At 61.5% G+C, this 20,240-nt stretch carries 22 protein-coding genes; 10 read left to right on the top strand and 12 right to left on the bottom strand.

The annotated features are described in order from the left end of the window. Positions 1-58: 58 nt before the first annotated feature. A complete protein-coding gene (locus tag ACZ9IU_RS02335; protein WP_038548555.1) occupies positions 59-766 on the bottom strand; it encodes a glutathione S-transferase family protein in 708 nt (235 codons plus the stop codon). Between the two features lie 112 nt (positions 767-878). Between ACZ9IU_RS02335 and ACZ9IU_RS02330 the strand changes: the two genes are divergently transcribed. Both ACZ9IU_RS02330 and ACZ9IU_RS02325 read left to right on the top strand, forming a co-directional pair. Then, entirely contained in the window at positions 879-1,772 is an 894-nt protein-coding gene (locus ACZ9IU_RS02330) for a LysR substrate-binding domain-containing protein (RefSeq protein ID WP_038548552.1), read from the top strand. 62 nt (positions 1,773-1,834) lie between these two features. Then, a complete protein-coding gene (locus ACZ9IU_RS02325) occupies positions 1,835-2,779 on the top strand; it encodes a threonine/serine dehydratase (protein ID WP_038548549.1) in 945 nt (314 codons plus the stop codon). A gap of 15 nt (positions 2,780-2,794) precedes the next feature. Here ACZ9IU_RS02325 and ACZ9IU_RS02320 read toward each other — a convergent pair whose 3' ends face one another. Continuing rightward, positions 2,795-4,378, bottom strand: coding sequence for a peptide chain release factor 3 (locus ACZ9IU_RS02320; protein WP_038548546.1), 1,584 nt, complete (start codon positions 4,376-4,378; stop codon positions 2,795-2,797). A gap of 98 nt (positions 4,379-4,476) precedes the next feature. On the opposite strand from ACZ9IU_RS02320, the gene dut reads away from it, so the two are divergent. Continuing rightward, entirely contained in the window at positions 4,477-4,947 is a 471-nt protein-coding gene (gene dut, locus ACZ9IU_RS02315) for a dUTP diphosphatase (RefSeq protein ID WP_038549991.1), read from the top strand. Between the two features lie 129 nt (positions 4,948-5,076). Then, a complete protein-coding gene (cysK, locus tag ACZ9IU_RS02310) occupies positions 5,077-6,045 on the top strand; it encodes a cysteine synthase A (protein ID WP_038548543.1) in 969 nt (322 codons plus the stop codon). A gap of 266 nt (positions 6,046-6,311) precedes the next feature. On the opposite strand, the gene ACZ9IU_RS02305 is transcribed toward cysK, so the two are convergent. The 10 genes from ACZ9IU_RS02305 to ACZ9IU_RS02260 all read right to left on the bottom strand — a co-directional run bounded on the left by ACZ9IU_RS02305 (position 6,312) and on the right by ACZ9IU_RS02260 (position 15,506). Further along, on the bottom strand, positions 6,312-7,847 hold the full coding sequence (locus ACZ9IU_RS02305) for a YifB family Mg chelatase-like AAA ATPase (protein WP_038548540.1): 1,536 nt from the start codon (positions 7,845-7,847) through the stop codon (positions 6,312-6,314). Between the two features lie 195 nt (positions 7,848-8,042). Then, positions 8,043-8,993, bottom strand: coding sequence for a glutathione synthase (gene gshB / locus ACZ9IU_RS02300; RefSeq protein ID WP_038548537.1), 951 nt, complete (start codon positions 8,991-8,993; stop codon positions 8,043-8,045). A gap of 74 nt (positions 8,994-9,067) precedes the next feature. Beyond that, the gene (locus ACZ9IU_RS02295; protein WP_038548534.1) at positions 9,068-9,571 is read right to left on the bottom strand and encodes a cupin domain-containing protein; all 504 of its coding nucleotides are present in this window, start codon (positions 9,569-9,571) and stop codon (positions 9,068-9,070) included. A 109-nt stretch (positions 9,572-9,680) separates the two neighbouring features. Beyond that, entirely contained in the window at positions 9,681-10,781 is a 1,101-nt protein-coding gene (locus ACZ9IU_RS02290) for a sn-glycerol-3-phosphate import ATP-binding protein UgpC (protein ID WP_038548531.1), read from the bottom strand. A gap of 1 nt (position 10,782) precedes the next feature. Further along, positions 10,783-11,631, bottom strand: coding sequence for a sn-glycerol-3-phosphate ABC transporter permease UgpE (ugpE, locus tag ACZ9IU_RS02285; protein WP_038548528.1), 849 nt, complete (start codon positions 11,629-11,631; stop codon positions 10,783-10,785). Positions 11,632-11,640: 9 nt separating this feature from the next. Continuing rightward, positions 11,641-12,525, bottom strand: a complete 885-nt coding sequence (gene ugpA, locus ACZ9IU_RS02280) for a sn-glycerol-3-phosphate ABC transporter permease UgpA (RefSeq protein ID WP_038548525.1) — start codon at positions 12,523-12,525, stop codon at positions 11,641-11,643. 77 nt (positions 12,526-12,602) lie between these two features. Then, positions 12,603-13,925, bottom strand: a complete 1,323-nt coding sequence (gene ugpB, locus ACZ9IU_RS02275; protein ID WP_038548522.1) for a sn-glycerol-3-phosphate ABC transporter substrate-binding protein UgpB — start codon at positions 13,923-13,925, stop codon at positions 12,603-12,605. 113 nt (positions 13,926-14,038) lie between these two features. Next, on the bottom strand, positions 14,039-14,428 hold the full coding sequence (locus tag ACZ9IU_RS02270; RefSeq protein WP_051900016.1) for a YraN family protein: 390 nt from the start codon (positions 14,426-14,428) through the stop codon (positions 14,039-14,041). After that, a complete protein-coding gene (rsmI, locus tag ACZ9IU_RS02265; RefSeq protein WP_038548519.1) occupies positions 14,409-15,329 on the bottom strand; it encodes a 16S rRNA (cytidine(1402)-2'-O)-methyltransferase in 921 nt (306 codons plus the stop codon). Before rsmI ends, ACZ9IU_RS02270 begins: the two co-directional genes overlap by 20 nt. 24 nt (positions 15,330-15,353) lie before the next feature. After that, positions 15,354-15,506: a hypothetical protein gene (locus tag ACZ9IU_RS02260; protein ID WP_155414618.1), complete on the bottom strand. Its 153-nt coding sequence runs from the start codon at positions 15,504-15,506 to the stop codon at positions 15,354-15,356. Between the two features lie 92 nt (positions 15,507-15,598). On the opposite strand from ACZ9IU_RS02260, the gene dnaN reads away from it, so the two are divergent. The 6 genes from dnaN to ACZ9IU_RS02230 all read left to right on the top strand — a co-directional run bounded on the left by dnaN (position 15,599) and on the right by ACZ9IU_RS02230 (position 20,238). Next, positions 15,599-16,717 carry a DNA polymerase III subunit beta gene (gene dnaN / locus ACZ9IU_RS02255; protein ID WP_038548517.1) on the top strand — a complete coding sequence of 373 codons (1,119 nt, stop codon included), beginning with the start codon at positions 15,599-15,601 and terminating at the stop codon, positions 16,715-16,717. A 121-nt stretch (positions 16,718-16,838) separates the two neighbouring features. Beyond that, on the top strand, positions 16,839-17,432 hold the full coding sequence (gene pmtA, locus ACZ9IU_RS02250; RefSeq protein ID WP_038548514.1) for a phospholipid N-methyltransferase PmtA: 594 nt from the start codon (positions 16,839-16,841) through the stop codon (positions 17,430-17,432). Between the two features lie 2 nt (positions 17,433-17,434). Next, complete coding sequence (locus tag ACZ9IU_RS02245; protein ID WP_038548511.1) at positions 17,435-18,028, top strand: histidine phosphatase family protein; 594 nt, start codon at positions 17,435-17,437, stop codon at positions 18,026-18,028. Continuing rightward, on the top strand, positions 18,025-18,717 hold the full coding sequence (pyrF, locus tag ACZ9IU_RS02240) for an orotidine-5'-phosphate decarboxylase (protein ID WP_038548509.1): 693 nt from the start codon (positions 18,025-18,027) through the stop codon (positions 18,715-18,717). Before ACZ9IU_RS02245 ends, pyrF begins: the two co-directional genes overlap by 4 nt. A gap of 150 nt (positions 18,718-18,867) precedes the next feature. Then, complete coding sequence (locus tag ACZ9IU_RS02235) at positions 18,868-19,155, top strand: DUF1330 domain-containing protein (RefSeq protein ID WP_038548507.1); 288 nt, start codon at positions 18,868-18,870, stop codon at positions 19,153-19,155. Positions 19,156-19,257: 102 nt separating this feature from the next. Further along, positions 19,258-20,238 carry a complex I NDUFA9 subunit family protein gene (locus ACZ9IU_RS02230; protein WP_038548505.1) on the top strand — a complete coding sequence of 327 codons (981 nt, stop codon included), beginning with the start codon at positions 19,258-19,260 and terminating at the stop codon, positions 20,236-20,238. The last annotated feature ends 2 nt before the right edge of the window (positions 20,239-20,240 follow it).

Here is a 20,240-nt window from a genome sequence, read left to right as displayed (position 1 = left end):
AAGGTCACCGCAGTCATGGCGCCCCAAGGACGCCATGACTGCGCATGAAGATAGGCGATCACGCAGCCTGCTTCAGAGATCCGAGCGCTTCGTCGAGGCTCACATGGCCGAGGAACTGGCCGCTCGTCTGCGCTTCTTCCTGATGTTCGATGGCCCAGGCGAACCGCACCGCCGGGTCCTGCTGCAGACGCTCGTAGAGTGCATTGAGCGCCGGAAACTGCCTCCGGTCGACGACCTGGTGGAAATCGTTCCAGCGGGCGATGCCGGCGAAATAGGCATCCGCAAAGCTCTTCTCGTCGCCGAGCAGCCATTCGCGTCCACCAAGGAGCGTTTCGAGCTGCGCATGCGCCCTCTCGACCTTGGCGATACCATAGGTGCGAAGCGCCTGCTTGGCCTGCGGGTCGAGTTCATGCTCCACCGTGTGCCAGAGCGGACCGAAGGCGTTGAAAAAGGCGGTATTGAGGAAAGCCAGCATCTGGTTCAGCCGGTCGAATTTTTCCGACTTCGGATCGAAACCCCAGCCCTTGCCCACCGTGCGCGCGGCGATGTGGTTGAGGATCGCCATGCTCTCGCTCATCACCCGGCCATCCGGCAGCATCAGCGACGGTGTTTCGCCGATCGGATTGACCGGCTTGTAAGCCTCGCTCGAAACCACGGCCGGCATTTCGACGCGGCACAGCCGATAGGGCGCGCCGGTCCATTCGAGCGCGACGATCGAGCCGAAGGAACATCCTTCCGGTACGCCGTAAAACAGGATCGGTGTCATTTTTATACTCCCTGGATTGAAATTTTTGAGGCCCCGGCAATATGAGTTTGTGGACGCTGGCGCGATAGACACCAATTTTCCGCCTTTAAGTCTACAGATATGGAAGCTGAGAATGACTTTGCCCAACCTCAACGATCTCTATTTCTTCGTGCAGGCGGTGGAGCATGGCGGCTTTTCCGCGGCAGGCCGCCGGCTCGGCGTGCCGAAATCCACCGTCAGCAAACGCGTGGCGGAACTCGAGGACCGGCTTGGCGTGCGGCTGATCCAGCGGACATCCCGCAGTTTCTCGCTGACCGACCTCGGCCGGGATTTCTTCCGGCACGCCCAGGCATCGGTGATCGAGGCGGAGATGGCGGAAACCATCGTTCGCACCCACCTCGGCGAACCGAGCGGCATCGTGCGGATGACGGCCGCAGTGCCAACCGCGCAATTCGTACTCGCCGATCATCTTGCCGAGCTTTCGACCCGTTATCCGAAGCTGCATCTTTCGCTGCATGTCAGCGACCGGTTCGTCGATATCGTTCAGGAAGGTTTTGACATCGCGGTACGCAGCCACCAGGCGCCGCTGCCGGATTCGACACTTCTGCAGAAGAAGCTCGCGGTGCACTCTTTCTTCGTCGTCGCCTCACCGGATTATGTTCGCATCCATGGCGAGCCCTTGCAGCCGGAAGATCTCGCCGGACACAGGGCGGTCACTGCCGGCCCGACGGATACGGTCTGGAAGCTGGCCTCCGAGGATGGCGAAGCGGTTGTGGTGACACCTCAATCTGTGCTTTCCGCCGACGAGCCGATGGTGATCATGAAGGCGACGATGACAGGCCTTGGCCTGACCTGCCTGCCGACGTCCGTCTGCCGCGAGGCGCTTGCCGAGGGCAGGCTGATCCGCCTGTTGCCCGATTGGACCGCCGGCAGCATCACTACAACGATCCTGATGCCGCATCGACGCGGGCAACTTCCGGCCGTGCGCGCCGTCGTCGACTTTCTCAGCGAACGGATCGGCGCCTAAAGGGACTTTCCTTTCGGCGGCCTGGCGGCTACCCATGGCCGTTCCATTCCCAAGAGGCCATCATGTCGATCGAACATACCGTCACGCCCGAACGTATTGCGGAAACCGAAACGCTCATCCGTCCGCATATCCGCCGCACGCCGGTGATGCGCGTCGACATGCGGGATTTCGGCGGGGCACCGCTGCCGGTCGACCTGAAGCTCGAGCTGCTGCAGCATTCCGGCTCGTTCAAGGCTCGCGGCGCCTTCACCAACCTTTTGACGCGCAATGTCCCGGCGGCAGGCGTCGTCGCCGCGTCCGGCGGCAATCATGGAGCGGCCGTCGCCTACGCGGCGATGCGGCTCGGTGTGCCGGCGCATATCTTCGTGCCGAGCGTGGCCTCGCAGGCGAAGATCGACCTCATTCGCTCCTATGGCGCGGAACTGGTGGTCGGCGGCGATCGCTACAATGATGCATTGGCCGCGAGCCAGACCTATGTGGCGACGAGCGGGGCAATCGCCGCCCATGCTTATGACCAGGTGGAAACCCTGCTCGGCCAGGGCACGCTCGGCAAGGAGATCGAGGACGACCTGCCGGAGATGACGACGCTGCTGGTCGCTGTCGGCGGTGGCGGGCTGATCGGCGGCATCGCCTCCTGGTTCCGCGGACGGGTGAAGATCGTCGCGGTGGAATCCGACGGTGCGCCAACCCTTTACGAAGCCTTCAAGGCGGGTCACCCGATGGATGCGCCGGCCGGCGGCATCGCCGCGGATTCGCTTGCGCCGAAGCAGGTCGGCGAACTGATGTTCCCCGTTGCCCAGAAATTCCTCCAGCCGCCGGTGCTGGTGACCGACGACGAGATCCTCGCTGCTCAGAAGGCACTGTGGTCCGGCGCCCGCATCGTTGCCGAGCCCGGCGGCGCTGCGGCCTTCGCCGCCCTGCTTTCCGGCAAATATGTTCCCGGCCCCGACGAACGCGTCTGCGTGCTGGTCTGCGGTTCCAACACGACGGCGGTCAAGTTCGGCTAAAACACAGGGATGGTATCAGGCCGCCTTGGCGACCTGATATTCCTTGATCGCGACCATCTTGATCGCTGGAAAACGCTCCGACTCGTAGCGCAGCGAGAAGCTGTCCTGCGCCAGGAAAACCGGATCGCCATCGAGATCGCGGGCGATATCGCCGCGCTTTACCGTCAGGAACTTGTCGAGATCGGCCTGATGATCGGCCGAGATCCAGCGGCAGATCGAGAACCGCGACATTTCGAAGGAGACCGGCAGGCCGTATTCGCCCTGCAATCGCTCTTTCAACACGTCGAGCTGCAGAGCGCCGACAACGCCGACGATGGCTGGCGAGCCGTCTTCCGGCGAGAAGAGCTGCACGACGCCCTCTTCCGCCATCTGCTGCAGCGCTTCCTTGAGCTTCTTCGCCTTCATGGCATCCTCCAGCCGCACGCGGCGGAGGATTTCCGGCGAGAAGTTCGGCACGCCCTGGAACACCAGTTGCTCGCCTTCGGTCAGCGTATCGCCGATGCGCAGCGTGCCGTGGTTCGGGATGCCGACCACATCGCCCGCATAGGCGGTATCGGCCAACTGGCGTTGGGATGCGAAGAAGAACTGCGGCGCCGTCAGCCCGAGCTGCTTGCCCGTGCGTGAGAGCCGCGCCTTCATGCCGCGCTCCAGCTTGCCGGAGCAGATGCGCGCAAACGCGATACGGTCGCGATGGTTCGGGTCCATGTTCGCCTGGATCTTGAAGACGAAGGCCGTCATCTTGTCGTCGGTCGCGTGCACGGTGCGGATGTCCGCCACCTGGTCTCGCGGCGGCGGGGCGAAATCGCCCAACGCATCGATGAGATCGCGCACACCGAAATTTCGCAAAGCCGAGCCGAAGAAGACCGGCGTCATGTGGCCTTCGAGGAAAGCCTTGCGATCGAACGGCCGGCAGGCCTCGATCGCCAGTTCGGTTTCCTCGACGAAGGCCGCGCGTTCGTTTTCCGGCAGGCGGTCGGCAATGCTCTGGGGTCCGTTGACAGGCGTCGCCTTGACGTCCGTATCCGAGCCGCGGACGGTATTGTCCGCCAGGTTATAGGAACCGCAAAAACTCTTCGAACGGCCGATCGGCCAGGTGACCGGAGCGGTGTCGAGCGCCAGCTTTTCCTCGACCTCATCGAGGATCTCGAACGGATCGCGGCTTTCACGGTCCATCTTGTTGACGAAGGTGATGATCGGAATATCGCGCATGCGGCAGACTTCGAACAGCTTTAGCGTCCGCGGTTCGATGCCTTTTGCGGCGTCGAGGACCATGACCGCGGCATCCACCGCCGTCAGCGTGCGGTAGGTGTCGTCGGCGAAGTCTTCGTGGCCGGGCGTATCGAGGATGTTGAAGACGTTGCCGTCATATTCGAAGGTCATTACCGAGGTGACGACTGAGATGCCGCGTTCGCGCTCGATCTTCATCCAGTCGGACCGGGTCTGGATACGGTCCTTCTTCGCCTTCACCTCACCGGCGAGCTGGATCGCGCCGCCGAACAGCAGCAGTTTTTCGGTCAGCGTCGTCTTGCCCGCGTCCGGGTGGGCAATAATTGCGAATGTGCGGCGGCGGGAAACCGCCTCGGCAATCGTTTCGGGCATTTTTTCTAGATCCTTTACGTTGCCGCGTATCTAACGACTCCGTGGATAACTTTCAATTCGTGTTTGACCGGAGCGACCGTGGGTCGACAAATGATATGATGAACGTTCACGCTCCCTCCTCGCCGAAGCTCAATCTCGTCCGCCTCCCGCACGGCGCCGGCCTCGATCTGCCGGCCTATGAAACCGCCGGCGCTGCCGGCATGGACCTGCGCGCCGCCGTCGAAGACGACATGCCGCTGACAATCGCCCCCGGCAAAAGAGCACTGGTGCCAACAGGCTTCATTTTCGAAATTCCGGAAGGTTTCGAGGCGCAGGTGCGGCCGCGCTCAGGCCTTGCCTTCAAGAACGGCATCACCTGTCTCAACACGCCAGGCACGATCGACAGCGATTATCGCGGTGAGGTGAAGGTGCTGTTGATCAATCTCGGCGACGAGGATTTCGTCATCACCCGCGGCATGCGGATCGCGCAGATGGTGATCGCGCCGGTGACACAGGCTCGGCTGGCCGAGATTACAGAAACCTCGATGACGGCACGCGGCGCCGGTGGCTTCGGCTCGACCGGCCTTTGAACGCAAAGGCGTTTTCGTTCCCGACCACTTCCGGGAACAAAATTTCCATTTCTCTTTCCGTCCGGTTCCGCCTTGCTGGCATTCGTGGGGAACACGCCCTAACTTCTCTCCAAACTCAGGGAGAGCACCATGCCAGAGACCAGAAAGCCGGGCCGCGGCCGAATCTATTCCTCGATCACCGAAACCATCGGCGACACGCCGATCGTGCGCCTCGACAAGCTGGCCAGGGAAAAGGGCGTGAAGGCCAACCTTCTGGCCAAGCTCGAATTCTTCAACCCGATCGCTTCGGTGAAGGACCGTATCGGGGTGGCGATGATCGAAAGCCTGGAGGCCGAGGGCAAGATCGCGCCTGGCAGGACGACGCTGGTTGAGCCCACGTCCGGCAATACCGGCATCGCGCTCGCCTTCGCCGCAGCCGCCAAAGGCTACAAGCTGATCCTCACCATGCCGGAAACCATGTCGATCGAGCGCCGCAAGATGCTCGCCCTGCTCGGCGCCGAACTGGTGCTGACCGAAGGCCCGAAAGGCATGAAGGGTGCGATCGCCAAGGCGGAAGAACTCGCCGCTTCGCTTCCGGATGCAGTCATCCCGCAACAGTTCGAAAATCCGGCCAACCCCGAAATTCATCGCAAGACGACGGCCGAAGAAATCTGGAACGATACCGACGGCAAGATCGACATCTTCGTGTCCGGCATCGGCACCGGCGGCACGATCACCGGTGCCGGCCAGGTGCTGAAGGAGCGCAACCCGGCACTCAAGATCATTGCCGTCGAACCGGAAGAATCGCCGGTCCTCTCCGGCGGACAGCCCGGGCCGCACAAGATCCAGGGCATCGGTGCAGGTTTCGCTCCGAAGATCCTGGACACGCACATCTATGACGAGATCATCACCGTCAACAGCGGTGAGGCGATGGAGATGGCCCGCCTGGTCGCCAGGCTCGAAGGCGTGCCGGTCGGCATCTCCTCCGGTGCGGCGCTGCAGGCCGCCATCGAAGTCGGCAGCCGCGAAGAAAACGCCGGCAAGACCATCGTCGTCATCATTCCATCCTTCGCCGAGCGTTATCTGTCGACGGCGCTGTTTGAAGGATTGGGTGGTTAGCTGCACTTCTTCAGGTCGTCATCCTCGGGCTTGACCCGAGGATCCACGGCCAAGCCCACCAGGGTTGACTACATTAGGGCGGGTCGCCAGGCGGATGAATCCTCGGGTCAAGCCCGAGGATGACGACGGAAGGGTATGTTATCCGCGTCTGCCTAAGCGGCGGTCCGCCTAAGTGGAGCTTGGTCATCGGTGACGACTGCCCTGGCCGCAGAGCAAATTCATCGCCATCTCCCGGCCCTCGCAACCCCCATCCCTAACCTTCTGCCTCACGCCGCGGCCGTCGCCAGCCGTTCGCCGGCCATGCGATAGGAAATCGCCTCGGCGAGATGGAGGCGGCCGACGGTATCCTTGCCGTCCAGATCGGCGAGCGTGCGGGCGACCTTCAAAATGCGGTGGTATCCGCGGGCTGAGAATTTGAGCTTTTCCGCCGCATCCCTGAGCAGTTGGAGACCACCAGGATCGGGTTCGGCGATCTTCTCGATCAGCGCGGTCGAGCAGCGGGCATTGGTGAGCACGCGCGGATAACCAGCCTGTTCGAACCGCTCCCGCTGTCTGTCACGCGCAGCCGCCACGCGCCTGGCGACATCCGCGCTGCTTTCCGCCGGCCTCGGGCGAATGAGATCGGCGGCCGAGACGGCCGGCACGTCTATGCGGATATCGATCCTGTCCATCAGCGGCCCTGAAATGCGGCCCTGGTAGTCCGACATGCATTTTGGTCCACGTGCGCAGGAATGGCCGGGTTCGCCCGCCATGCCGCAGCGGCATGGGTTCATGGCGGCGACGAGCTGGATACTGGCGGGATAGGAAACCCGGTGGTTGGCGCGGGCGATAATGCATTCGCCGGTCTCCAGCGGCTGGCGGAGCGCGTCCAGCGCCTGCGGAGAGAATTCCGGGAATTCGTCGAGGAACAGCACGCCGTGATGGGCAAGCGATGCCTCCCCGGGCCTTGCGCGCAGGCCACCACCCACGAGCGCTGCCATGGTGGCCGAATGGTGCGGCGTGCGGTAAGGTCGGCGGTCGGAAAGCTTGCCGCCGGAAAGCTGGCCGGCGATCGAATGGATCATCGACACTTCCAGCAGTTCGGCAGCCGAAAGCGGCGGCAGGATCGACGGCAGCCGAGCGGCCAGCATGGATTTTCCGGAGCCGGGAGGGCCGACCATCAGAAGATTATGGCCACCGGCGGCGGCGACTTCCAGCGCCCGTTTGGCGGTTTCCTGACCTTTGATGTCGACGAGATCGGGCAGATTGGCAGGCAAGGCGCGGATTGCCGGCTGTGGACGCGAGATGACCTGGGTGCCGCGGAAATGGTTTGCGAGCGCGATCAGGCTGCGCGGCGCGATGATATCGATCTCGGCCCCTGCCCAGGCAGCTTCCGCGCCGCTGTCGGCCGGGCAGATCAAGCCCTTTCCCAAGGCGTTTGCGGCGATTGCCGCCGGAAGTGCGCCGGCCACGGGCGCAAGCGTGCCGTCGAGGTTCAGTTCGCCAAGCACCACATAACCGGTGAGTGCATCTCCGGGAACGGCGCCCAGTGCCGCCATCAGCGCCAGCGCGATCGGCAGGTCGAAATGCGATCCTTCTTTCGGAAGGTCGGCCGGCGCCAGATTGACGGTGATCTTCTTCGGCGGCATGGCAAGGCCCGAGGCATGCAAAGCCGCCTGCACCCGCTCGCGGCTCTCGGCTACCGCCTTGTCCGGCAGGCCGACGATATGCATGTTGATCTTGCCCGGCCCGACCATGACCTGCACGTCGACCGGAACGCCTTCTATGCCCTGGAATGCGACTGTGCTGACGCGCGAAACCATATCCACCCCGCCCCTAACTTCATGTCCGGGACGCCAGCGATACACGCTTTCCGTGCCAGGAATTGCAATCTGGCATAGAAATAGGAATGAAACAAGAACATTAACCGAACAATTTCACGCATCCGCTGCAAACGGGTTGCGGGCGGTTGTATCACGAGAACAAAGGCGATCCGTATCCGAAACGCCTTGCATTCATCAGCCGCGTTTTGCCTCGATTGCATCCCAGAGGAGGCTTGCGACGTCGGCGCCGCCGAACTTCTTGACTTCGCGGATGCCCGTCGGGGATGTGACGTTGATCTCGGTCATATAGTCGCCGATGACATCGATGCCGACGAAGATGAAGCCGCGTTCGCGCAGGGCGGGTCCGATGCGGGAGCAGATTTCCTTCTCGCGCGGCGTGATCTCGGTCGCCTCGGCGCGGCCGCCGACATGCATGTTGGAGCGGCTGTCGTGTTCGGCGGGAACCCGGTTGATCGCGCCGACCGGCTCGCCGTCGACCAGAAGGATGCGCTTGTCGCCCTTGCGCACGGCCGGCAGATAGGCCTGGGCGATATAAGGTTCGCCGCGATACATCTGGCCGAACATTTCGAGCAGCGACGTGAAATTGCGGTCGTCGCGGGCGGAATGGAAAACTCCGGCGCCGCCATTGCCGTAGAGCGGCTTGAGGATGATATCGCCCATCTCCTCTCGGAAGCGGGCGATTTCGCCCGGATCGCGGCTGATCAGCGTTGCCGGCATCAAATCGGCAAATTCGGTGACGAAAATCTTCTCCGGCGAATTGCGCACCCAGGCGGGGTCGTTGACGACAAGCGTCTTCGGGTGGATGCGCTCGAGGAGATGGGTCGAGGTGATATAACCCATATCGAAGGGCGGATCCTGGCGCAGATGCACAACGTCCATCTCCGACAGGTCGACGCGCTCCTTGTCGCCGAGCGTGAAATGATCACCCTTGACGTCGCGCACCTGCAGCGGTTCGACGGCCGCGAAGATCTTGCCGTCACGCATCGTCAGGCGGTCGGGGGTATAGTGAAAGAGTTCGAAACCACGCGCCTGCGCTTCGAGCGCCATGGCGAAGGTGGAATCGCCGGCAACGCTGATGCCGGAGATATGGTCCATCTGAAACGCGACCTTGCGGATTTTCGCCATGACTTCAGCCCCCTAGGATTGGCCCGCCTGATGTAGGATGGCGAGCCCCCAAAGGCAACTGCAATCGGCCGATATCACGCGGAGATGCCGACCTGCGACTTTGCCCGCAACATGTTGCGCAGGCGGAAAAGCATAGCGATCGGCTTCGGGAAAGGCCGGCGGATGAATGCTACCTTTTTCAGATAGTTGTCGATGCGCCAGGTGGCCCAGGTCCGGCCCTTGAAATAGCCGACATCGCCTGCCGTCAGCGTGCGCTGCGTGCCGTCATCGGCAGTCACATGCACCTCGCCTTCGAGGATCACCACCGTCTCGTCCCAGTGGAAATACCAGCGGAACTCGCCGGCCGTGCATTCCCACACGCCGGTCGTGGCGCAATCGTCTTCTGCGGTGGAGTGGGAGGCGGCGCGCGCCCGCGGATCACCGGCGAGCACCCAGGTGGGCTCGATCGGCATCGGCTTCATTTCCAGAGAATGCGGACAGGCGCCGATGAACGCCTTAACCTTCGGCTTCTCCGGCGCGTCGGACCTGTATCTGAATGCGAGTGCCGCTGCGGTCGCGGCGAGGACGTGCCAACTCATCTTTCCCCCCAAAAGTTGCCAATTCCGGGAAAATGTAGCGGCAAAGAGTAAGGCTGCTGTTCAGGCCGATCGTACAATTTTAACGATCGGCCTGATTTTCGCGCTCTCTTTAGAGAACCGGTTCGACGGGTGCGAGCTTTGCCTCGGCCGGTACGTTGCCCGGCAGCCGCTTGCCCGTATCGAGCGAGAAGAAGTGCAGGCGCTTGGCATCGACGGCGATGCGCATTTCCGCAGAGAGCGCAATCTCCGGCGAAACGGCGGCAGTGATCTGCTGATCGCCGACGGTGCCGTGGATCAGTCGCTGGGCGCCCAGTTCCTCGGTATATTCGAGGCGGAAAGGCAGGGCCTCTTCGTCGTCGCGCGCGATGCGCAGATCCTCGGCGCGGACGCCGACGGTAACGGCGCCCGAAGTCGGCGCGAAACCGTTGAGGCTGATCATCGCCGGGCCGATCGCCAGCTTGTCGCCATGCAACTCCCCCCTGACGAGGTTCATGGCCGGCGAACCGATAAAGCTTGCCACAAAGGTAGAGGCGGGTGCGTGGTAAACTTCCAGCGGCGCACCGATCTGCTCGATCTCTCCCCCGTTCAGAACGACGAGGCGGTCGGCGAGCGTCATGGCTTCGAGCTGGTCGTGGGTGACGTAGATCGACGTGGTGCCTAGGCGGCGCTGCAGGCGCTTGATTTCGCCACGCATGGAAACGCGCAGTTTCGCATCGAGGTTGGAGAGCGGCTCGTCGAACAAGAAGGCTGCCGGCTTGCGCACGATGGCGCGGCCCATGGCTACACGCTGGCGCTGGCCGCCGGAAAGCGCGCGCGGCTTGCGCTCCAGATACTGGGTGATCTCCAGCATGCGGGCCGCTTCAGCGACACGCGCGTCGATCTCAGCCTTCGGCGTACCGCGGTTCTTCAGACCGTAGGCCAGGTTGTTATACACCGTCATATGCGGATAGAGCGCGTAATTCTGGAACACCATGGCGATATCGCGCTCGGCCGGCTCGACCTCGTTGACGACCCGGCCGGCGATTTTCACTTCGCCCGCGGAAATGGCTTCCAGCCCCGCGACCATGCGCAACAGCGTGGACTTTCCGCAGCCAGACGGACCGACAAGGACGATGAACTCGCCATCGGCTATGTCGATGGAGACGGAGCTTACCGCCTTTACGCCGCCGGTATAAACCTTTGAAACCTCTGAAATGTGAATGCCAGCCATGTTATTTCTCCGTTTCAGTAAGCCCGCGGATGAACAACCGCTGCATGAAAACCACGACGAGGATGGGGGGAAGCATGGCGAGTACGGACCCCGCCATGACGAGTTGCCACTCGATGACGCCGTCCTGCGCCGTGACCATGCGCTTCATCCCCATCATCAGCGTGTAATAACCGGGGTCGGTGGTCACCAGGAGCGGCCAGAGGTACTGAACCCAGCCATAGATGAAGAGGATGACGCATAACGCGCCGATATTGGTACGCGAGAGCGGCAGGAGGATGTCCCGGAAGAACTTCATAGGGCCGGCTCCGTCCACACGGGCCGCTTCCAAAAGTTCGTCCGGGACTGTCATGAAGAACTGGCGGAACAGGAAGGTCGCCGTGGCCGATGCGATCAACGGGACGGTCAGACCGGCCCAGGAATTCAACATGCCGAGGTCGGCAACGATCTTGTATGTCGGCATGATGCGCACCTCGACCGGCAGCATCAGGGTGACGAAGATGATCCAGAACGCCAGTAGCCGGAAAGGAAACCGGAAATAGACGATCGCAAAGGCGGAAAGGATCGAGATGGCAATTTTTCCGACCGTGATCGTCAACGCCATGATCAGAGAGTTCAGCGCCATGTGCGAATAATTGGGCAGGCCGTGAGCGGCCGCGGCGCTCGTCAGAATGGTCGAATAGTTCTCGATGAAATGCGAGCCCGGCAGAAGCGGGACCGGCCCGCTCATCAGCGTCGAGACGTCATGGGTTGACGCCATGATCGCGACATAGACCGGCAGCGCGACCACCAGAAATCCCAGGATCAGGAATGCGTGGGTGAGGAAAGTCAGGAAGGGGCGGTTTTCAACCATGATCGTTCCTCAATACTGGACGCGGCGTTCGACGAAGCGGAACTGAACAAAGGTCAGCAGCATCACGATCAACATTAGCAACACCGACTGCGCCGAGGACGAACCGATGTTCAGACCGACATAACCGTCCTGATAGACCTTGTAGACAAGCGTCGTCGTCGCCTGCGCGGGCCCGCCGCCGGTCGTGGCATCCACGATCGGGAAGGTGTCGAACATCGTGTAGTTGACGTTGATGATGAATAGGAAAAACGTCGTCGGCGACAGAAGCGGCAGAGAGATAGTGAAGAAGCGCCTCACCGGGCCTGACCCATCGATCGCGGCGGCCTCGATCAGCGACTGCGGCACCGACTGCAATCCAGCCAGGAAGAAAAGGAAGTTGTAGGAGATCTGCTTCCAGGCTGCCGCGATGATGATCAGGATCATCGCATGCGTGCCGTTGAGATCATGGTCCCAGCGAATGCCGACGCGCTCAAGGAAAAAGGGCAGCAGACCGGTGGATGTATTGAAGAGAAACCACCACAGGACACCCGCCACGACAGGGGCGACGGCATAAGGCCAAACCAGCAGGGTGGTATAGATTCTGGCGGATCGCGTCACGCGGTTGACCGCGGCCGCGAATGCAAGGCCGAGCATCATCGAAAGGATGGTAACGGACACCGCGAATACGCCGGTGCGCCAGAGAGCATCCAGATAGTTCGGGTCCTCGATCAGCTGCCGATAATGGGTCAATCCGACGAAAACGGTAGAGAAACCAAAGGGATCTTCCCGCTCGAATGAAGACTTCACTGCCTGCGCGGCAGGCCAGATGAAGAAGACGAGCGTGATAGCGAGCTGGGGCGCGAGCAGCAAATAGGGCAGCAGGCGGTTATTGAAGGTTGTTCTTTTGGTATCCACCGTTCCCTCACCACAACGTAATAAGCGAGCAAGGGAGGGCCGGCGGTAGCCGGTCCTCCCTGCGGAGATCGGAACGATCAGTTCGAGTTGGCCGCCTCGAATTCACGCAGAAGCGCATTGCCGCGCTGCACTGCGCTGTCGAGCGACTGCTTGGCGTCCTTCTTGTTGGCGAGAAGTGCCTGGAATTCCTCGTCGATGATGGTGCGGACCTGGGTAAAGTTGCCGAACCGCACGCCCTTCGAATTTTCCGAGGGAGTACCGCGAGTGATCTGCTTGATGGCGATGTCGGAGCCGGGATTCTTTTCGTAATAGCCCTGCTTCTGGCCGAGTTCGTAAGCAGCATTGGTGATCGGCAGATAACCGGTGAACTGGTGCCAATCAGCCTGGACATCCGGCTTGGAGAGATAGCTGAAGAACTTGGCTACACCCTTGTAGGTCGCCTTATCCTTGCCGTTCAGCACCCAGAGGGTGGCGCCGCCGATGATGGAGTTCTTCGGCTCCTTGATCTCATCGTCGTAATAAGGCAGCGGGGCGAAGCCCGGCGTGAAGTTCTTGGCGTTGTTGATGACCCCGGCGCGGCCTGCGGAGGAGTTCATCGTGATGGCGCATTCCTGCGAATAGAACATGGTCGCCGCCTGGTCGCCACCGACCGGGCCACCATACTTGAACAGGCCTTCGTCCTGCCATTTCTTCAGGTTTGCCCAGTGCTTGACCTGCAGAGGACCGTTGAAGGTGAATTCGGACTTCACGCCGCCGAAACCGTTCTGCAGCGTGCCGAAAGGCTTGTCATGCAGCGCCGAAAGATTTTCGGTCTGGACCCAGGTAATCCAAGCCGAGGTGAGGCCGCACTTGGCAGCGCCGGAGGAAACGATCTTCTTCGAGAACTCCTCGACTTCCTTCCAGGTCTTCGGGGCAACTTCAGGATCAAGGCCCGCCTTTTTGAAGATGTCCTTGTTGTAATACATGATCGGAGTGGAGGAATTGAAGGGCAGCGACAGGATGTTGCCCTTCGTATCGGAATAGTAGCCGGTAACCGGAGCCAGGAATGTCTTGGTGTCGAAGGGTTCGCCTTCGTCCGCCATCAGCTTGTAGACAGGATAGACGGCGCCCTTGGCAGCCATCATCGTGCCGGTGCCAACTTCGAAGACCTGGACGATAGCCGGTTGCTGGCCAGCGCGGAACGCGGCGATCGCGGCGGTCAACGTTTCCGGATAACTTCCCTTATAGACCGGAACGACTTTGTAGTCGGACTGGCTCTCGTTGAATTTCTGAGCGATTTCTTCAAGCTTCTTGCCGAGTTCGCCACCCATGGCATGCCACCAGGTGACTTCCGTCGCGGCAAACGACGACGTTGCCGACAGCGCGACCGCGAATGCGGCCATTGAGAGTTTTCTCAACATTATTATTTCCTCCACCTTGATTGGTGTCGGCCCCCAAATAGGGTCCTCCCATGACACCACCGTTACAGTTTTATGTCATTTTTCTAACAGAGCAAGGACACTTGATTTGTTCGTTAGAATGCGTCGGGAAAATGCCGCGGCAGACGCCCTGGAAGCACTGCAATAATGTCGTAGCGCTGCGAAAGCGTCGCTACATGCTTCCGCTTCGAAAGCCACAGCGCGCTTGCCGCGCGAATACGGTTCTGGGTCATGTAGCCGACTGCGTCGATGGCTTCGCTTTCGCCTCTCCGCGCCTTGACCTCGACGAATATAACAAGGTCCCCCTTGCGGGCTATAAGATCGATCTCGCCGATCTTTGTGCGATAGCGAATGGCAAGGATGCGGTATCCCTTCACAAACAGATAGAGCGCGGCGAGATACTCGGAGAGATGGCCTCTTTTATAAGCCTTCTGCCGCTCGGCCTTTCGCCGCTTCAGGCTGTTGTCATTGCGCTCCGCCGCCATCCTCGCCCTTTAACTCCAGGAGCCGCTGATAAAGTACCTTGCGGGCAAGGCCGGTGAGCCGCGCAGCCTCGGCGGCGGCTTTCGCGGCTGGCATGGAGGATGAAAGCTGGCGCAGCAGCACGTCCACCTCGACTTCGCCGGGAGGTTCCTCGGCCTCTGGCGGCGCCAGAAGCAGCACGATCTCGCCCTTCACCACACGGTCGTCGTGGTAATAGGCGGCGAGTTCCTCCAGCGTGCCGCGGCGAAACTCTTCGAAAGTCTTCGTCAATTCACGGCAGACCGCCGCGCGCCGGCCAGTTCCGAGCACTTCGGCGGCAGCGGCGAGCGTCGCGCCGATACGATGCGGCGACTCGAAGAAGATCAATGTCGCCGGCACTTTCGAAAGCTCGGCCAGCCGGTCGCGGCGGCCCTTGTCCTTGACCGGCAGGAAACCGGCGAACAGGAACGCATCGGACGGCATGCCGGAACCGACGAGCGCTGCGAGCGGCGCAGAGGCGCCGGGGATCGGCACGACCTTGTGGCCGGTCTGGATCGCCATCTGACCGAGCCGGTAACCGGGATCGGAGACCAAGGGGGTGCCGGCATCGGAGACCAGCGCCACCGATTTTCCTTCTTCCAAAGCCGCGATCAGCTTCGGCCCGACCTCGTCGGAATTGTGCTCATGGTAGGCATAGGGCCGGTTGACGATGCCGTAGCGGTCGAGCAGGACGCGGGTCACCCGGGTATCCTCGCAGGCGAGCACATCGGCGCCGGAGAGTGTCTCCAGCGCCCTCAACGTGATGTCGCCGAGATTGCCGATCGGGGTCGCGACCAGATAAAGCGCCGGCTCCAATGGCCGCGCGGCCACGAAAGTATTGGCGACGCGATAGCCGCGCTGGCTGCTCTTCAGGTCATCGGTCAAGGGGCGTCACGCACAAAAGGATGGTCATGTGCCTTTATGGGCAAGCGGACCGGCTTCGGCAAGTAAAGCCCAAGCTGTTGAGAACGCATATTTTCTGTGTGCAGCGCGTGAGACAGATGCGAAATGACTTGCTAACGCCTTGTTCACCTCTTGCTTTTCGAACGGGTTGTCTGCCATTTTGCCGGTCCACATCATCCGGCTGGCCCAAAGCCGGCAGAATATCAGGGTCCGGCCCTGCCGGATCGCCACGGTCGAAAGCGATTGCGTCCATGCGTATTACTCTTGAGCGGTCAAACCTTCTGAAGTCGCTGAACCACGTGCATCGCGTGGTGGAGCGACGGAACACCATCCCGATCCTCTCCAACGTGCTGATGCGCGCGTCCGGCGCCGGTCTCGACCTGAAAGCGACCGACCTCGACCTCGAAATCACCGAAGCCCTTCCGGCCATGGTCGAGACTGCCGGCGCCACGACCGTTCCGGCGCACCTGCTTTACGAAATCGTCCGGAAGCTGCCGGATGGTTCGGAAGTGCTGCTCGCCACCAATCCTGACGGCAGCTCGATGACGGTGCAATCCGGCCGCTCGAAATTCTCGCTGCAGTGCCTGCCGGAATCGGACTTCCCCGACCTCACCGCCGGCAGCTTCACGCATACGTTCAAGCTGAAGGCGACCGATCTGAAAATGCTGATCGACCGCACCCAGTTCGCGATCTCAACCGAGGAGACCCGCTATTACCTGAACGGCATATTCTTCCACACGATCGAAGCCGATGGGGACCTGAAGCTTCGCGCAGTCGCAACCGATGGTCACCGCCTGGCCCGCGCCGATGTGAAGGCGCCATCGGGTTCCGAAGGCATGCCGGGCATCATCATTCCCCGCAAGACGGTCGGCGAACTCCAGAAACTGGTCGATGATCCGGAATCGGTGGTCACGGTCGAGGTTTCGGACGCCAAGATCCGGGTCACGATTGGCTCGATCGTCATGACCTCCAAGCTGATCGACGGCACGTTCCCGGATTACCAGCGCGTCATCCCGACAGGCAATGACAAGGAAATGCGCGTCGATTGCCAGAGCTTTACCAGGGCTGTCGACCGCGTCTCGACCATTTCCTCCGAGCGTGGCCGTGCCGTAAAGCTGTCGCTGACCGACGGCCAGCTGATGCTGACGGTCAATAATCCGGATTCGGGCAGCGCCACGGAAGAGGTTGCAGTCGGTTACGATAACGATCCGATGGAAATTGGCTTCAATGCCAAATACCTGCTCGACATTACCGCCCAACTTTCGGGCGACGACGCGATCTTCATGCTGGCGGATGCCGGTTCTCCGACATTGGTACGAGACACCGCGGGCGACGACGCGCTTTATGTCTTGATGCCGATGCGCGTTTAACATCATCAAGGCGACCGGAAATTCCGGCCGCCTTTTTCATACGGTTTTCCCAGGTGCGACATTTTTCCTTGCTTTTGCGGCATTGGCGTTCCACATGGGGCAAAAGGGAGAGGATAAAAAAATGGAACTGCGCTTGAAGGAGCGGCTTGGCCGCAAGTTCGATGATGAGATCCGGTTCTTCAAAGGCTGGATCGATGGCCCGAAACGGGTCGGCGCGATCTGCCCCACCTCCTCCGTCACCGCCAAACGCATGGCAAGCGTCATCGACACGGCCTCCGGCCTGCCTGTCCTCGAACTCGGGCCCGGCACCGGCATCATCACCAAGGCGATCCTGAAGCACGGTATCTCGCCGGAAAACCTGGTCTCGATCGAATATTCGACCGATTTCTTCCAGCATCTCGTCCGCACCTATCCGGGCGTCAAGTTCGTCAATGGCGACGCTTTCGATCTCAGCCGCACTCTCGGCGCCTTGAAGGACACGACATTCGACAGCGTCATTTCGGCAATCCCGCTTTTGAGCTTCCCGATGGAGCGCCGCATCGCGCTGCTCGAAGACCTGCTCGACCGCATCCCGGCTGGCCGGCCGGTAATGCAGATCACCTATGGCCCCGTCTCGCCGATCATCGCCCAGCCCGACCGCTACCGGATCAAACATTACGATTTCGTCGTCCGCAATATTCCGCCGGCGCAGCTCTGGACCTATAGTCGCGGCTGACCATGGCATTCGGCCTCTACATCACCCATCCGCAGGTCCGCATCGATGCGAACGTGCCGGTGCCTCGGTGGGGGCTCTCCGACGTTGGCGCCGCCCGCGCTCGCGCGGCCGCCCAATCCGAATGGGCAAGGAAACTCGGCCGGATCATCTCCAGCGACGAGGTGAAGGCGATCGAGACTGCCGAAATCCTCAGCCTCGCCTCGGGCATTTCGATCGAGATCGCCGAGGACACCCATGAGAACGATCGCTCGGCGACAGGCTTTCTGCCGCCGCCGCAGTTCGAGGATGCGGCCAACTGGTTTTTCGCCCATCCGGAAGAGAGCTTCAAAGGCTGGGAGCGCGCCGTGGACGCCCAGAGCCGCATCCTCTCGGCGGTCACCAGAACTCTTGCGGATCACGACCCGAGCACGCCGATCGCCTTCGTCGGTCATGGCGGCGTTGGTACGCTGTTGAAATGCCACCTCACCGGCTCGCCGATCGCTCGCGACCGGGACCAACCGGGCGGCGGGGGAAATCTCTTCTGCTTCACCCTTGCGGATCGGACGCTCTCATGCGACTGGACGCCCATCGAAAAATGGGAAGGGTTCCAGGCATGACAGCTCATGATCGCCTCATCGTAGGCCTCGACATTCCGACCATCAGCGAAGCCGAAAAGATGGTCTCCACGCTCGGTGACACCGTTTCCTTCTACAAGATAGGCTATCAGCTCGTATTTGCCGGCGGTCTCGAACTTGCACGCGATCTGGCAGAGGATGGCAAAAAAGTCTTCCTCGACATGAAACTGCTCGACATCGACAACACGGTCGCGAAGGGCGTCGAGAACATCGTCAAGATGGGCATGACCATGCTCACCCTGCACGCCTATCCGAAGGCGATGCGCGCCGCGGTCGAGGCGGCCAGGGGTTCGGACCTCTGCCTGCTCGCGGTCACCGTCCTGACCTCGATGGACGAAACGGACCTCGTCGATGCCGGTTACGAATACGATCCGCACACGCTGGTTCTGCGACGCTCCGAACAGGCGCTGGCTGCCGGCATGGGCGGTATCGTCTGCTCGGCCGAAGAGTCGGCTGCGGTTCGCAAGATTGTCGGCCCTGATCTGGCGATCGTCACGCCCGGCATCCGCCCTGCGGGTTCGGAAGCGGGTGACCAGAAGCGAGTGATGACGCCGGCCGACGCATTGCGCGCCGGATCGAGCCATCTGGTCGTCGCCCGCCCGATCGTCAAGGCGCCGGATCCGAAGGCGGCGGCGCAAGCCATCCTCGCCGAGATGCAGGGCGTGCTCTGATAATCCTTCGTTGCCGGAGAGATATCCTGCCGGTCGCGATCCGGGATGAGTCCCGGTGGCCGCCGGACATGTACGCAACGCCCGCCATATTGACTCGCCCGGGAATTTGCCGGAAGTCGTCCTAACCGAAAACACGCTGGAGGAGATACCATGGCCAAGGGATATTGGGTCGCTCGCGTCGATGTTCGCGACGCGGAACGCTACAAGGATTATATCGCAGCGGCCACGCCCGCCTTCGAGAAATACGGCGCCAATTTCCTTGCCCGCGGCGGCGCGATGGCAGCGATGGAAGGCAAATCCCGCGCCCGCAACGTCATCATCGAGTTCCCGTCGATGCAGGCTGCCATCGACTGCTACAATTCGCCCGAATATGCGATCGCCATCAAGATCCGCCAGGAAGTGGCGGATGGCGAAATCGTCGTCCTCGACGGCCTTTAGGAACCGGTTATCGCGAGCGGTGCGGCAGTGGAGACACTTCCACCCGTGCCGCGATTCGGTTAAACAGCACTCATCTCGTCCCACAGGCTCCCGGAGCACGCCATGACCATCAACAACCTTCCGCCGCTCGTCACCGTTTTCGGAGGATCGGGCTTCGTCGGCAGGCATGTGGTGCGTACGCTTGCCAAACGCGGTTATCGCGTCCGGGTCGCCGTTCGCCGTCCGGATCTTGCCGGTTTCCTGCTGCCCGCCGGTTATGTCGGGCAGATCTCGCTGGTCCAGGCGAACCTGCGCTACCGCCAATCGGTCCTGAAGGCCGCCGAAGGCGCTTCGCATGTGGTCAACTGCGTCGGCATCATGTTCGAGAGCGGCCGCAACACGTTCGATGCGGTCCAGGATTTCGGCGCTCGCGCGGTTGCCGATGCGGCACGTGCTGCCGGCGCCAGACTTACCCATATTTCCGCGATCGGCGCCGATGCCAATTCGCAATCGTCGTACGCCCGCAGCAAGGGCCGCGCCGAAGCGACTATCTTCTCAACGCTGCCGGATGCCGTGATCCTGCGGCCGTCGATCATGTTCGGCCCGGAAGACAGCTTCTTCAACAAGTTCGCCTCGATGGCCCGCACCTTCCCTGCGCTACCGCTGATCGGCGGCGGCAAAACGAAGTTCCAGCCGGTTTATGTGGAGGACGTCGCCGAAACCGTCGCCCGCTCCGTCGACGGCACGATCGCGTCCGGCAAGATCTATGAACTCGGCGGCGGCGAGGTCATGACCTTCCGCCAATGTCTCGAAACGATGCTGCGCGTCACCAATCGCACCAATGCGCTCGTCTCGCTGCCCTTCGGCATCGCATCGCTGATCGGCAGCATCGCGTCGTTGATCCCTTTCGTCCAGCCGCCGATCACCAGTGACCAAGTGAAGCTCCTGAAGATCGACAATGTCGTTTCCGATACGGCCGCCACGGAAGGCCGCACACTGCAGGGAATAGGCATCCGCCCGACGCTCGCGTCCTCTATCTTGCCATCTTACCTTGTGCAGTATCGCCCGCAGGGCCAGTACACAGGCTCTGGCCGCGCGGCCTGATA

This window comes from Mesorhizobium sp. USDA 4132 (assembly GCF_056279545.1).
The sequence above is the reverse complement of the archived record's forward strand: the minus strand, read 5'-3'. Positions and strand labels throughout refer to the sequence as shown.